Source organism: Bradyrhizobium sp. WYCCWR 13022 (assembly GCF_030435535.1).
Taxonomy (GTDB): Bacteria; Pseudomonadota; Alphaproteobacteria; order Rhizobiales; family Xanthobacteraceae; genus Bradyrhizobium.
In genome coordinates this window covers 193,969-207,045 of sequence record NZ_JAUIZJ010000048.1, presented here as the reverse complement: position 1 = coordinate 207,045, position 13,077 = coordinate 193,969, and the positions used below count along the sequence as shown (strand labels likewise).

General features: G+C 64.1%; 11 protein-coding genes. 6 read left to right on the top strand and 5 right to left on the bottom strand.

Annotation, left to right across the window (positions count from 1 at the left end; translation table 11 throughout):
* Positions 1-69: 69 nt before the first annotated feature.
* Positions 70-1,032 carry a lytic transglycosylase domain-containing protein gene (locus QY049_RS37945; protein ID WP_301270633.1) on the bottom strand — a complete coding sequence of 321 codons (963 nt, stop codon included), beginning with the start codon at positions 1,030-1,032 and terminating at the stop codon, positions 70-72.
* Between the two features lie 82 nt (positions 1,033-1,114).
* On the opposite strand from QY049_RS37945, the gene QY049_RS37940 reads away from it, so the two are divergent.
* Positions 1,115-1,753 carry an HAD family hydrolase gene (locus tag QY049_RS37940; protein WP_301270632.1) on the top strand — a complete coding sequence of 213 codons (639 nt, stop codon included), beginning with the start codon at positions 1,115-1,117 and terminating at the stop codon, positions 1,751-1,753.
* Here the strand turns inward: QY049_RS37940 and QY049_RS37935 are convergent.
* Both QY049_RS37935 and QY049_RS37930 read right to left on the bottom strand, forming a co-directional pair.
* The gene (locus tag QY049_RS37935) at positions 1,750-2,790 is read right to left on the bottom strand and encodes a phenylacetaldoxime dehydratase family protein (RefSeq protein WP_301270721.1); all 1,041 of its coding nucleotides are present in this window, start codon (positions 2,788-2,790) and stop codon (positions 1,750-1,752) included. The two genes, QY049_RS37940 and QY049_RS37935, sit on opposite strands and share 4 nt — an antisense overlap.
* Positions 2,791-2,818: 28 nt before the next feature.
* Entirely contained in the window at positions 2,819-3,835 is a 1,017-nt protein-coding gene (locus QY049_RS37930; protein WP_194482385.1) for a carbon-nitrogen hydrolase family protein, read from the bottom strand.
* Positions 3,836-4,031: 196 nt separating this feature from the next.
* Between QY049_RS37930 and QY049_RS37925 the strand changes: the two genes are divergently transcribed.
* From QY049_RS37925 to QY049_RS37910, 4 genes are all read left to right on the top strand, one after another.
* Positions 4,032-4,988, top strand: coding sequence for a helix-turn-helix domain-containing protein (locus tag QY049_RS37925; RefSeq protein WP_258766607.1), 957 nt, complete (start codon positions 4,032-4,034; stop codon positions 4,986-4,988).
* A 213-nt stretch (positions 4,989-5,201) separates the two neighbouring features.
* Positions 5,202-6,227, top strand: a complete 1,026-nt coding sequence (locus tag QY049_RS37920) for an aldo/keto reductase (protein WP_301270631.1) — start codon at positions 5,202-5,204, stop codon at positions 6,225-6,227.
* 100 nt (positions 6,228-6,327) lie between these two features.
* Positions 6,328-6,474 (top strand): hypothetical protein, encoded by a 147-nt coding sequence (locus QY049_RS37915; RefSeq protein WP_258767134.1) that lies wholly within the window; start codon positions 6,328-6,330, stop codon positions 6,472-6,474.
* A 148-nt stretch (positions 6,475-6,622) separates the two neighbouring features.
* Complete coding sequence (locus QY049_RS37910; RefSeq protein ID WP_301270630.1) at positions 6,623-8,041, top strand: MFS transporter; 1,419 nt, start codon at positions 6,623-6,625, stop codon at positions 8,039-8,041.
* 76 nt (positions 8,042-8,117) lie between these two features.
* On the opposite strand, the gene clpA is transcribed toward QY049_RS37910, so the two are convergent.
* Both clpA and clpS read right to left on the bottom strand, forming a co-directional pair.
* The gene (gene clpA / locus QY049_RS37905) at positions 8,118-10,529 is read right to left on the bottom strand and encodes an ATP-dependent Clp protease ATP-binding subunit ClpA (RefSeq protein ID WP_194482380.1); all 2,412 of its coding nucleotides are present in this window, start codon (positions 10,527-10,529) and stop codon (positions 8,118-8,120) included.
* Positions 10,530-10,831: 302 nt separating this feature from the next.
* Positions 10,832-11,164: an ATP-dependent Clp protease adapter ClpS gene (clpS, locus tag QY049_RS37900; protein ID WP_027530069.1), complete on the bottom strand. Its 333-nt coding sequence runs from the start codon at positions 11,162-11,164 to the stop codon at positions 10,832-10,834.
* Positions 11,165-11,649: 485 nt separating this feature from the next.
* On the opposite strand from clpS, the gene QY049_RS37895 reads away from it, so the two are divergent.
* Positions 11,650-13,035, top strand: coding sequence for a pilus assembly protein (locus tag QY049_RS37895; RefSeq protein ID WP_194482379.1), 1,386 nt, complete (start codon positions 11,650-11,652; stop codon positions 13,033-13,035).
* The last annotated feature ends 42 nt before the right edge of the window (positions 13,036-13,077 follow it).

Below are 13,077 nucleotides of genomic sequence, written 5' to 3'. Positions count from 1 at the left end.
GCATAACGGGCAATGCGAGCGGCCGCGTCAAGGAAGCCCGCGGCGGGGCTGGCATGCGCTCGGCACTCCTTATCCGTTCACGCCCCGGTTCTTGAGCACGAAGCAGGCCCCGCCTGCTTTCCGGATGCGGTTGCAGAGATCGTCAGCCTCACTTCGCGTGTCAGCCCCAATGCGCACCTGGTAGAACGCGTGCGAACCGCGGCTGCGCACCACAGAGCTCAACAGGCTGGGATCGCGCTCGCCGATGACGCTGCTGAGGCGCGTCACCGCGCGGGAATACATCGCCAGCGCCTTGTTGCGGTCAAAGCCGGCGGCGAGTTGCACCCCCCAGATCTTGGCGGCGGCGAGCTCGACATGCTGCTCGAGCTCGGCGACGAACGGGTTCGGTGCGCGCTTCAACAGCGCCATGAGATCGCGGCAACTCGTCGGCGGTGAACTGGGCGGCCCCTTGCCGGTGCCGCCGGTCTTGGCCCATGTGTCGATGCTCGCACCGGTGATGGCGTAGACATAGTTGCGCGTCTGGTCCGGCATGCCACCGGTGCCGGCGAGCCATTCCTGCACCCGTCGCGGACCGGCATTATAGGCGGCCGCGGCGAGACCAAGATTGCCGAACTGGTTGCGCAACTCGTTCAAGAACTCGGCGGATTTCGGCAGCGCTTGCACCGGATTGAACGGATTGAGCAATCCGCGCGCGCTCGCGGTGCCTGGCATGAACTGCGCGATGCCCTGCGCATGTTCGCCGCTGCGCGTCATTGGCCCGACCGCATCGGCCTGAAAGCGGCTCTCCTGCCAGATCACGCGGGCGAAGAATTCCAATGGCAGGTTGGCATCGCGCGCGGCCGCCTCCACGATCAGGCAGATCGACTCCCGCGTGTCGCTCTCGCGCACAGGCTCGCCCCCTGCCGGTTTTGCCGGCGCCTCGGGGCCAAGCTGGGTAGGAGGGACCGGAGCATCCTCGGCAAGCGCCGGCGTGAAAACGAACGCCACAGCGAGCCCCCACCAGATCAGCTTCTGAGCCCGGACGAACGCCATGTCGCTCCCAATATCGGCTCTTGAACTCGAGCCCCAAGGCAACTAGCAACGGCCGGAATTGGCAATGCTGAGCCCGGCCCGAATGCAGACAATCTATTTTGATCTCGACGGTACGCTGACCGATCCCAAGCCCGGGATCACCGGTTCGATCCAGTATGCCCTGAAAAGACTTGGGCAGGCGGTCCCGAGCCAGGATGAATTGGCCTGGTGCATCGGGCCGCCCCTGCATGCGAGCCTGAAGGCGCTGACCGGAACCGACGCGCTGGCCGACCAGGCGCTCCTGCTCTACCGCGAACGGTTTTCCGAGGTCGGGCTGTTCGAGAACTCACCCTATCCGGGCATTCACGACACTCTGGCGGCAGTGGCCGCGACCGGTGCGCGCATGTTCGTCGCGACCAGCAAACCCGCCGTCTACGCTACCCGCATCGTCGAGCACTTCGGCCTGAAGCCGTATTTCGAGCGCGTGTTCGGCTCAGAGCTCGACGGCACGCTCGCCGACAAGCGCGACCTGCTTGCTTACGCGCTCCTTGAAGCCAAGATCGATGCGCGTAGCGCGATCATGATCGGCGACCGCAGCCATGACGTGGTCGGCGCCCGGACCAACGGCATGACGGCAATCGGCGTACTCTATGGCTATGGCAGCGAGGCCGAGCTGCGAGGCGCAGGCGCGCATCACATCTGCGCCGCGCACCCGGAGCTGCTCGGCCATTGCGTAGCCTAAGCCGTAACAGTCTCGACCGCCGCAAGCATTCCCGTCTTCGGATGACAGTTCAGATATTCGAAGAACTGCTCATCCGCGGCCGCCACCGTAACTTCATGATAGAGTCGCAGCTTCGCTGACGGCCCGAGCGTCGACAGATATTTCATCGCCGCGCCGAAGATTTTGACGTGGGTCGGGTGCGATTCCGCCCATCGCTCCAGTGCAGCAAGACTTTTCCACCAGCTCTGGCCGTAGGATTTTTCACTCGCCTTGCCGTCGGCGGAGAGCACCTGCATGTAGCGGTTGGCATAGCAGCCGATCGCGAGCCCATCGTCGCGCAGGAAATCCATGCCCTCGCGCAGCACCGGTTCGACGTCGTCGAGATAGAGCTTCCGTTCGGATGCCTCAGTATCGCTCCAATCCTGCCCGGAGCGGATCAAACAGAGATTGTCGTTCGCCTTTACCCGCAGCCGCGTACCGTCACGGATCAACTCGGGATTGCCGCCGGGCGACATCGGATCGGTCTGCGACAGCGGAATGCGATCGCGCATGCCGCCCCAATACGCGTGCTCCTGCACTTCCCCGCTCATGCCGTCCGCAATCGCCGCGACACCTTCGGGCCTGCCGAGCGAGGAGAATAGCGTCTCGTGCCGCGCGACAGCGGGTCGTAGTATCTCGACGAAGGTGCCGATGCCGTTGCGCTGCCTTCCCGTCCAAGCCTCGCGTGCCGGCGCAAACCAGGCGTCGAAGCGCGCGATGTTGTCCCAATAGGCCACCGAGACTGTGTTCCCGTGGCCAACCTGATCGACATAGTGTGCGCGATCCCAGTGCGTGGGACCGCCCTCGCCGGCAAACAGCCCGGCGATTTCGGCGAGCGCTTGCATCGCAGCCGCCTGCGCGGCCCCACGGTACTGCACGCCGAAATAGGCCATCACGACGCGGCTCACGCCGGGCTTGTAGCGCGCCACAAACGACGGATATGGCGGCTGGTAATCGTCAGGCACGCGCTTGTGGCGCGTGCGCTGGGTTTCGAGATACGCGGGAATTGCGGATTCCATGGTCATGTCCTCCCCTCGATCTCGGTGATCAACTCGCTGCCGCGCCAATGTCGGCAGGCTCGACGGTGTCGACCGGCAGCGCGAACTGCTCGACCCGCTTGTAGGGCTTCTTGTTGAGCAGCAAACGCGTGACGTCGGGCCGCGAATAATGCCCGGCCGGATCGGCTGCGTTCTTTGCGACGCCGATGGCGCCGAGGTCGATCTCGGCGATCAGCAGGCCCTCCTGGTCCGGCGCGAGCTTGTCGCCGATCTGGCTGCCGTCGGGTCCATAGATGGCGGCGAAACCACCGCCGACATGCAGCAGCGCATTCTTGTCGGGCCGGTCGCAAAGCTCGTCGATCATCGACTGCGACACCGTCGCGCAAGGCGCGAGCACGAAGCAGGAGCCCTCGACCGCGTAGACGCGGGAGGCGGCGTTGTTAACCTCGGCCCCCAATGCCGGCGCGAAAGGATCGTACAGCGAGAAGCTCGGCCACGCCGCCACGTGCACCTGCTCGTTCTGGGCGTACATCGCGTATTTCGACAGCGGCTGGAGATGCTCCCAGCAGCACAGCGCACCGATGCGGCCGATGTCGGGCCGGGCATGGACCGCGAGATCGCTGCCGTCGCCTTCGCCATAGACCGTGCGTTCGGCATGGGTCGGCCGCAATTTGCGACGCTTGGCGATGGTCTCGCCGTCGGGGCCGATCAGCCATTGCGCCAGATAAAGGCTGCCGCCGTCGCGCTCGGACAGTCCGATCACGGCCGTGAGCTTGGCCTTGCGCACGGCCTCGCGCAGCCGCTCGGCCTGCGGGCTGTCATAGGACAGCGAATTGTCGAAATAGCGCTGCACGAAGCCGCGGCCGATCGCCCAGGCCGGCGAGTCCATCCAGATATGCCAGGGGTAGCCGGGGATGAAAGCCTCCGGAAACGCGATCAGCTTGGCACCCTTCTCGGCGGCTTCCCTGATCAGCGCGATCGACTTGTCGATCGACGCGTCGAGATCGAGCCAGGCGGGTGCCGCCTGCACCACCGCGACCTTGTATTTCGGATGTTCGATGCCCATTGCCGCCTCCATTGCCGGTTGATCCAAGACCGCGTCCGATGCAGTCTATTGGGCCAAGCCGGGCGGCCGCGCGCTCGACCACGGCGGAACAAAAACTCGACTGGAGGGGATCGCGCCCCGGTACGGAACTTGCCTGCGGTCAGGCTGGATCTGCGCCACCATGCGGTTTTGCCCGAGGTGAAAGGGAGGCCTGCCGATGACAATCCAGTTCACGACCGACGGCAGCCCCGGCTATCGGCGGCTCGCCCTCTGGCAGGATATCGTCTGCGACGTCTTCGTCGGGCTGGACTGCAAGTCCGACCTCGGCAGCGCCTTTCATGGCTCGGTCACGCAAGCCCCGCTCGGCAAGGCCGTCTGCTCCGAAGTGTGCTCCGACCGCCAGCACGTCTTCCGCACGCCCTCGCGCATCGCCCGCTCGGATCAGGATTATGTTCTGGTCGCCCTCGGCAATCGCGGCGATGGCGGTGTGGTGCAGGACGGTCGCGACACCGTGATCCATCCCGGCGAGTTCGCGCTCTACGACACTACGCGTCCCTATGAGCTGAAATTCAAGGACTCGTTCTCGCAGACCATCTTCAAGGTGCCCCGCGAGATGCTGCAGCGGCGGCTCGGCGGCACCGAGACACTCACCGCGATCACATTCGGGGCCGACATGCCGGTCGAGCGTTTGGCCTATGATTTCATCTTCAGGCTCTGCCAGAGCGCGGACCGGCTTGCTCCGAACAGCGCCGCCGCGTTGTCCGAGCAGGCCGTCGACTTGCTGGCGATGGCACTGAGCGAGCGGCTCGGCTCGACATCGCTGCCGTCCTCGACTCATCGCTCCGCCCTGCTCTACCGGCTCAAGGCGCATGTCCGTGCGCGCCTCGCCGATCCCGATCTCTCGCTGGCTGAGACCGCCACAGCGCTCGGCATCTCCTCGCGCTATGTCAACGATCTCCTCGCCGACGAGGACACCTCGTTCCAGCGCCATGTGCTTGCCGAGCGCCTGGCGCAATGCAAGCGCGACCTCGCCTCGCCCCTGCTCGCTCATCGCCACGTGAGCGAGATCGCGTTTGCCTGGGGCTTCAACGACGTCTCGCATTTCGGCCGCGTCTTCCGTGAGCATTTCGGGATGTCACCGCGCGACTTCAGGCAGAGCCAATTGCGGCACTGACATCCAGTCCGGCCAGCCACCTTTGGAGCCTTTGCCTCAGGCGAAGGTACTCGCGCGTCGCAGGATGCAGCCTTCGACGACATGCGTCTGCACGGCCAGGCCATTCCCGAGCAAGGCGGGTATGTCAGCACGCAATAGGACAAGGCGCTTGCTTGCATTACGATCGGCACCCAAGGTCGCGCCAATCAACCGCCGGCCACGAGGAGCAGTTCGATGGAATACCGACGCTTGGGCCGGTCCGGCCTCATGGTGCCCGCTTTGAGCCTTGGCACGGGCACCTTCGGCGGTGTTGGTCGCCTCGCGGCATGGGGGACGACCGACGCGACCGAAGCGCGGCGCCTTCTCGACATTTGCCTGGAAGCCGGCGTGTCGATGTTCGACACGGCCGACGTCTATTCGCTCGGCGAATCCGAGCGCGTCCTCGGCGAAGCCATCAAGGGCCGCCGCGACAAGGTGCTGGTCTCGACCAAGGCCACCTTCCGCTTCGGCGACGGCCTCAACGACATCGGCTCGTCGCGGCAGCATCTGCTCGCGGCGATCGACGGCTCGCTGAAGCGGCTCGGCACCGACCATATCGATCTGTTCCAACTCCATGGCTTCGACGCCATGACGCCGCCCGAGGAGGTGCTCGCCACTCTCGACGTACTCGTGCGCGCCGGCAAGATCCGCTATGTCGGCGTCTCGAATTTCTCGGGCTGGCACCTGATGAAATCGCTCGGCGTTGCCGACAAGCACGGCTTCCCGCGCTATGTCGCCAACCAGACCTATTATTCGCTGGTCGGGCGCGACTATGAGTGGGAGCTGATGCCGCTCGGTCTCGACCAGGGACTTGGCGCCGTGGTCTGGTCGCCGCTCGGGTGGGGCCGCCTCACCGGAAAGATCCGCCGCGGCCAGCCAAAGCCTGAAGTGAGCCGCCTGCCGCAGACTGCCGATTTCGGACCACCCGTGCCCGACGAACACGTCTATCGCGTCGTCGACGCCATCGACGAGGTCGCCAAGGAGACCGGAAAGAGCGTCTCGCAGATCGCCCTGAACTGGTTGCTCCGGCGTCCGAGCGTTTCGACGCTGATCATCGGCGCGCGCAACGAAGCGCAACTGCGCGAAAATCTGGGGGCGGTCGGCTGGTCGCTGTCGAAGGACCAGATCAACAAGCTCGATGCCGCGAGCAAGGTGACATTGCCCTATCCGTACTGGCACCAGCGCGGCACTTTCTCCGACCGCAATCCACCGCCGGTGTGATTGACCGCGCCCGCAAGGGCTGGCTTGAGCTGCATCAATCCGGCCGATGCAGATCGTGGCATCGTGCCGCCTGCGAGGCAGCCCGATGCGCCGATTTGCCATGAAAGCCTTGTTCACGGCCCTCAATCTCGACCGCGCTGAGCGGACGCGGATCGATTGGGATCGCCGCATCCTGATCTTCTCGACGGTCGTGACACTCGGCCTGGTCGCGCTCTATATCTACGGCAAGGCGACCGCGCGCTGGTGAGCGCACGAACAGCGCGCCGATCCATGCCCGGAGCGCCGGGCGACCTGCGTAAGGCACAGGAACCGCCCGTGTCCTGCCGGGTTGCGATGGTCGAAGCAATTTCCTAATCGAGGGGATACTCACAGCTCGAATCAAGCGCGCTTTGACCATGTCTGTCCCAATCGAGCATGCCGACGGCCTGCCGCAGCCACAGCGCAACCAGGCAATCCTGACGATTGCGCTCGGCATCACCATGGCCGTCGTCGACAGCGCTATCGCCAATGTCGCGCTGCCGACGATCGCAACCGACCTGAATGCGAGCCCGGCCTTTTCGATCTGGATCGTCAACGGCTATCAGCTTGCAATCACGATCTCGCTCTTGCCGCTGGCTTCGCTCGGCGAGATCGTAGGTTATCGCCGCGTCTATCTGGTCGGACTCGTGCTGTTCACGCTCGCATCCGCCTTCTGCGCGCTGGCACATACGCTGCCGCTGCTCACGATCGCACGCATCATCCAGGGGTTTGGCGCGGCCGGCATCATGAGCGTCAATTCGGCGCTGGTCCGCTTCACCTATCCGCGCAGCCTGCTCGGCCGCGGCATCGGCCTCAACGCGCTCGTCGTCGCCTTCTCCGCCGCTGTCGGCCCGACGCTCGCCGCTGGCATCCTCGCCGTCGGCAGTTGGCCCTGGCTGTTCGCCATCAACGTGCCACTCGGCGTGATCACGCTCGTGTTCGGCCTACGCAGCCTGCCACATACGACAGCTGCGAGCCATTCCTTCGACTGGCAGAGCGCGGGGCTCTCGGCAATCACCTTTGGTGTCGGCATCGCCGCGATCGACAGTGTCGGCCATGGCGAGGCGGCCGTCACCTGCCTGGTTCAGTTCGCGATCGCGATCGTCGCCGGCGCACTGCTCATTTATCGCGAAACGCACATGAAGTCGCCGCTGCTGCCGGTCGACCTGCTGCGCATTCCGGTGTTCGGCTTGTCGATTGCGACCTCGATCGCCTCGTTCTGCGGGCAGATGCTGGCCTTCGTCGCGATCCCCTTCTACCTCCAGAGCCGCTTCGGTTATTCGGCCGTGCATATGGGCCGGCTGATCACGCCGTGGCCGATCGCGGTGGCGTGCGCAGCGCCCCTCGCCGGCCGCCTGGTCGAGCGCTATCCGGCCGGCCTACTCGGCGGCGTCGGGCTGACGCTGTTCGCCTGTGGCCTTGCCTCGCTCGCTTTCCTGCCTGTGAGCCCGACGCCGCTCGACGTGGTCTGGCGAATGGCCCTGGCAGGCTTCGGCTTTGGTCTATTCCAGACCCCCAATAATCGCACCATGATCGCGGCCGCCCCGCGCGACCGCGCCGGCGGCGCGAGCGGCATGCTGGGCACGGCGCGCCTGCTCGGCCAAACCACGGGCGCGGCGCTGGTCGCGCTCTTCCTCGGCCGCTACCCGGTTGAGGGAACGCGGATCGCGCTTCTCACCGGCGTCGGATTTGCCCTCTGCGGCGCGATGCTGAGCATGCTGCGGCTGTCGCCCGCGGGTGCGCGCGGCGCCGAACATGTCCGCGTGCAGGACGACCAGCGCCTGCGGGGCGAATAGCGTCCTCAGTTTATGACAGGGCATAAACAAAAAGGCCGGCTCTTCAGCCGGCCTTTTTAGATTCATGAAGCGCGGATCAAGCCTTGACCAGCGGGCCCTTCGAGGTCGGCCCCTTGGAGCCGCCGGGGCCGCCCGGCTTGTTGGGCTTGCCCGGCGGGCGCTTGCGGGTGCCGGGCAGCTTTTCCTGCTTCGGCGTGACCGGGCCCTCGACGAACTCGAAACCGATCTTGTCCTTGGTCTCGTCGGCCTCGTCCTTGACCAGGACGACGCGGACGTGGCCGCCACCCTTGAGCTTGCCGAACAGCACTTCGTCAGCCAGCGGCTTCTTGATGTGCTCCTGGATCACGCGAGCCATCGGCCGAGCACCCATCTGCTCGTCATAGCCGTGCTGGACCAGCCAGGTCTTGGCGGGCTCAGACAGCTCGATGGTGACGTCGCGGTCGCCGAGTTGCGCCTCGAGCTGAAGCACGAACTTCTCGACCACGGTGCCGATCACCTCGACGCTGAGATGGCCGAACGAGACGATGGCATCAAGGCGGTTGCGGAATTCCGGCGCGAACTGCCGGTTGATCGCCTCGTGATCGTCGCCTTCCCGCTTCGAACGCGTGAAGCCGAACGCCTGCTTGGCAAGATCCGCCGCGCCCGCATTCGTGGTCATGATCAGGATCACGTTGCGGAAGTTGACCTGCTTGCCGTTGTGGTCGGTGAGCCGGCCGTGGTCCATGATCTGGAGCAGCACGTTGTAGAGGTCGGGATGCGCCTTCTCGATTTCGTCGAGCAGCACAACGCAATGCGGATGCTGATCGACGCCGTCGGTCAACAAGCCGCCCTGGTCGAAGCCGACATAGCCGGGGGGCGCACCGATCAGGCGCGACACGGTGTGCCGCTCCATGTATTCGGACATATCGAAGCGCAGCAACTCGACACCGAGTGTCGCCGCCAGTTGCTTCGCGACCTCGGTCTTGCCGACGCCGGTCGGGCCCGAGAACAAATAGCAGCCGATCGGCTTCTCCGGCTCGCGCAAGCCGGCACGCGCCAGTTTGATCGATGCCGCAAGCGACTCGATCGCCTTGTCCTGGCCGAACACCGTGCGCTTCAGGGTCTGCTCGAGATGCTTGAGCACCTCGGCATCGTCCTTCGACACGCTCTTCGGCGGGATCCGCGCCATCGAGGCGATCGTGGTCTCGATCTCCTTGATGCCGATCGTCTTCTTGCGCTTGTTCTCGGCGACCAGCATCTGCGCCGCGCCGGATTCGTCGATCACGTCGATCGCCTTGTCGGGCAGCTTGCGGTCGTGGATGTAGCGCGAGGACAGTTGCACCGCAGCCTCGATCGCCTCATTGGTGTATTTCAGCCGGTGGTAGTCCTCGAAGTAGGGCTTGAGGCCCTTGAGAATCGCGATGGCGTCCTCGACCGTCGGCTCGTTGATGTCGATCTTCTGGAAACGCCGCACCAGCGCGCGGTCCTTCTCGAAGTGCTGGCGGTATTCCTTGTAGGTGGTCGAGCCCATGCAGCGGATCGTGCCCGAGGCGAGCGCCGGCTTGAGCAGGTTCGAGGCATCCATCGCCCCGCCCGACGTCGCGCCCGCACCGATCACGGTGTGGATCTCGTCGATGAACAGGATGGCGTTGGGATGCGCCTCGAGCTCCTTGAGCACCTGCTTGAGACGCTCTTCGAAGTCGCCGCGATAGCGCGTGCCCGCGAGCAGCGTGCCCATGTCCAGCGAGAACACGGTCGCAGCCGCCAGAACCTCCGGTACTTCACTGTCGACGATACGCTTGGCGAGGCCCTCCGCGATCGCGGTCTTGCCGACGCCGGCCTCGCCCACGAACAACGGATTGTTCTTCTGCCGGCGGCACAGCACCTGGATCGCGCGGTTGATCTCGGAATTGCGCCCGATCACCGGATCGATCTTGCCGTCACGCGCCTTTTTGTTGAGGTTGACGCAATAGGTCTCGAGCGCCTCGCCCTTCTTCTTGGCGTCCTCGTTGCCCTTGGTCTCGGTCTCCTCGTCGACACCGCGCACGGGTCGTGCCTCGGAGACGCCCGGCCGCTTGGCAATGCCGTGGCTGATGTAATTGACGGCGTCATAGCGCGTCATGTCCTGCTCTTGCAGGAAGTACGCGGCATGGCTTTCGCGCTCGGCGAAGATCGCGATCAGCACGTTCGCACCGGTCACCTCTTCGCGACCAGATGACTGCACATGGATCACCGCGCGCTGGATCACGCGCTGGAAACCGGCGGTCGGCTTGGCGTCATCGGCGCCGTCCGTCACCAGATTCTCGAATTCGGTTTCAAGATAATTGACGAGGCTCGTGCGCAGCTTGTCGAGATCGACGCTACAGGCGCGCATCACGGCGGCTGCGTCGGAATCGTCGATCAAGGAAAGCAGGAGATGCTCGAGCGTCGCGTATTGGTGATGACGCTCGTTGGCGATCGCCAGCGCACGATGCAGGGATTGTTCAAGGCTTTGGGAAAAAGTCGGCATTCGCGTCCTCTATGGCCCCCACCATCATGATCGTCATCGCCCGGTCAGGCAACAACAACCTTTGTCACATATAGTTATACAAGATCGCGGCGAAAGACCGGTTCCGCGACTCGGCAGCGACACACCTGCGGTATTTTCGATGCAAAACCCGTTCCGATTTGGGCAGGATTCCTAGACGGATTCTCGCCGGCGCGGATTTCCGTAGTTTTGCCGATGGTCATCGACGCCACGCCAACAGATCACGCGACGATCACACTGTGCCATGTGCGCAAGGGGCGGCTTCGAAGGTGCCTTGGCGTGCCCTACTTCTTTTCCATCACGCATTGCAGCGGGTGTTGATGCTTGCGGGCAAAGTCCATCACCTGCGTCACCTTGGTCTCGGCAATCTCGTAGGTGAACACGCCGCACTCGCCGATGCCGTGATGGTGGACATGCAGCATGATCTTGGTCGCTGCCTCGACGTCCTTCTGGAAGAACTTCTCCAGCACGTGGACGACGAATTCCATCGGCGTGTAGTCGTCGTTGAGGATCAGCACACGGTAGAGGTTCGGCCGCTTGGTCTTCGGTTTGACCTTGGTGATGACCGACGTGTTCGGACCCGCCGGGCCTCCGGAACGGTTCTCGTCATTGCTCATCCGGGGAGCGTGGGCGGCGGCGGCCGCGGACAGGTCGAGTCTGGAAGACAATTGCGGCATGGCTCAGGCGTTCAAATTCCCCACGGAAGCGTATGACAGTCTGCCGCGCAGCCCCACCTTCCGGGACCTCGCACTGGCGCGCCGCCTTGTTGGATCGCCGCTTCCCATCGGTCCGGTCGGCACCGGATCGATTACTGGGAATATGGGCCTGCCCCCGGCTCGTCGCAAGCGTGCAAAGGTCCAGCCAATGCGGCCGCGGCGGTCCCGATTCCCGATCCGGGCGATCCTGATCAAGGTTAATCAATCCGGACCGATTTGACAAAAATTTCCGGTCAGCCTGTTCAGACCGTGTTGACCAGGAACCCGACACGGACATGGCCGGGGCGGTTCGGCGCGAGATTCCTCCGTTTTTCTACGGCCCAATTTACCCGCCGTTGAAAGATGTGGCGTGAAATCGGGCAAAATCACAGATCTCGGGGATCGCCATGTCTTGCTTGCCCGCTGTCAGCCGCACCAGACGACAGCTCGCCCGCTTCGCCGGGGCCGAGCAAGGCAACATTGCCGTGATCTTTGCCATCGCGCTGGTCCCGATCCTGGGCTTCGTCGGCGCGGCCGTCGACTACAGTCGCGCCGTGCAGGCCCGCTCCTCGATGCAAGCAGCGCTCGACTCGACCGCGCTGATGCTGTCCAAGGACTTGTCATCAGGCGCCATCACAACGGCGCAGATCAGCACGAAGGCGACCGCCTATTTCAACGCGCTGTTCACCGACACCTCCGCACTGCCGAACGTCACGGTTAACGCGACCTACACCGCGAGCACGTCCATGGGCTCGACCATCCAGGTCACCGGTGACGGCAACTTCACGACCACTTTCATGAAGATTGCCGGCTACCCGACGCTCGACATCAACACGTCGTCCACCAGTGCCTGGGGCATGACGCGGATGCGCGTCGCCATGGCACTCGACAACACCGGCTCGATGGCCCAGAGCGGGAAGATCGGCGCCCTGCGCACCGCCGCCAGCAACCTGGTCGACCAGCTCAGCACGCTCGCGAAGACCAATGGCGACATCTACATCTCGGTCGTCCCCTTCGCCAAGGACGTCAATGTCGGCAGCACCAATTACAGCCAGTCATGGCTCGACTGGACGGACTGGAATTCTGCGAACGGCACCAGCACCTGCACTGCGCGCAACAGTTGGGGCCAATGCACCAGTTCGACCTGGACGCCGGCCAACCACAACACCTGGACCGGCTGCGTGACCGACCGCACCCAGCCCTACGACACGCAGAGCACCACGCCGACGACAAGCAACGTCGCGACCCTGTTCCCGGCCGAAGAGTATTATGAAAACGGCGAATATTACTGCAAGACCGGCAACAGCCCCCAGCTTCAGCCGATCATGCCGCTGAGCTACGACTGGACGTCGATCAAGACGACGATCAACAACATGCAGCCCACCGGCGGTACCAACCAACCGATCGGACTGGCATGGGCGTGGATGACGCTTCAGCAAAGTTCGCCGATGAATGCGCCTGCGCTCGACAGCAACTACACCTACAAGCAGGCGATCATCCTGCTGTCGGACGGCCTCAACACCGAAGATCGTTGGCCGGCCTACGGCAACGGCAACACCCAGTTCAACGGCTCGATCGACGCACGGCAGAAGATCCTGTGCGACAACATCAAAGCCCAGGGCATCACGATCTACACGGTGCAGGTCAACACCGGCTCCGATCCGACCTCGAGCGTGATGCAATATTGCGCGAGCAGCACCGACAAGTTCTTCCTGATCACGTCGGCCAACCAGACCGTCTCGGTTTTCCAGAGCATCGGCACGTCGCTGTCGAAGCTGCGCGTGGCACGCTGATCGAAGCCATCGCAACAAACGAAAAAAAGCCCGGCTGATTCA

What these genes read in the sequence shown, in the direction of transcription:
- clpA (WP_194482380.1), bottom strand. Translation starts at nt 10,529, where the DNA reads ATGCCGACTTTTTCCCAAAGCCTTGAACAATCCCTGCATCGTGCGCTG.
- QY049_RS37920 (WP_301270631.1), top strand. Translation starts at nt 5,202, where the DNA reads ATGGAATACCGACGCTTGGGCCGGTCCGGCCTCATGGTGCCCGCTTTG.
- QY049_RS37915 (WP_258767134.1), top strand. Translation starts at nt 6,328, where the DNA reads ATGAAAGCCTTGTTCACGGCCCTCAATCTCGACCGCGCTGAGCGGACG.
- QY049_RS37935 (WP_301270721.1), bottom strand. Translation starts at nt 2,790, where the DNA reads ATGGAATCCGCAATTCCCGCGTATCTCGAAACCCAGCGCACGCGCCAC.
- QY049_RS37930 (WP_194482385.1), bottom strand. Translation starts at nt 3,835, where the DNA reads ATGGGCATCGAACATCCGAAATACAAGGTCGCGGTGGTGCAGGCGGCA.
- QY049_RS37940 (WP_301270632.1), top strand. Translation starts at nt 1,115, where the DNA reads ATGCAGACAATCTATTTTGATCTCGACGGTACGCTGACCGATCCCAAG.
- clpS (WP_027530069.1), bottom strand. Translation starts at nt 11,164, where the DNA reads ATGAGCAATGACGAGAACCGTTCCGGAGGCCCGGCGGGTCCGAACACG.
- QY049_RS37925 (WP_258766607.1), top strand. Translation starts at nt 4,032, where the DNA reads ATGACAATCCAGTTCACGACCGACGGCAGCCCCGGCTATCGGCGGCTC.
- QY049_RS37945 (WP_301270633.1), bottom strand. Translation starts at nt 1,032, where the DNA reads ATGGCGTTCGTCCGGGCTCAGAAGCTGATCTGGTGGGGGCTCGCTGTG.
- QY049_RS37910 (WP_301270630.1), top strand. Translation starts at nt 6,623, where the DNA reads ATGTCTGTCCCAATCGAGCATGCCGACGGCCTGCCGCAGCCACAGCGC.
- QY049_RS37895 (WP_194482379.1), top strand. Translation starts at nt 11,650, where the DNA reads ATGTCTTGCTTGCCCGCTGTCAGCCGCACCAGACGACAGCTCGCCCGC.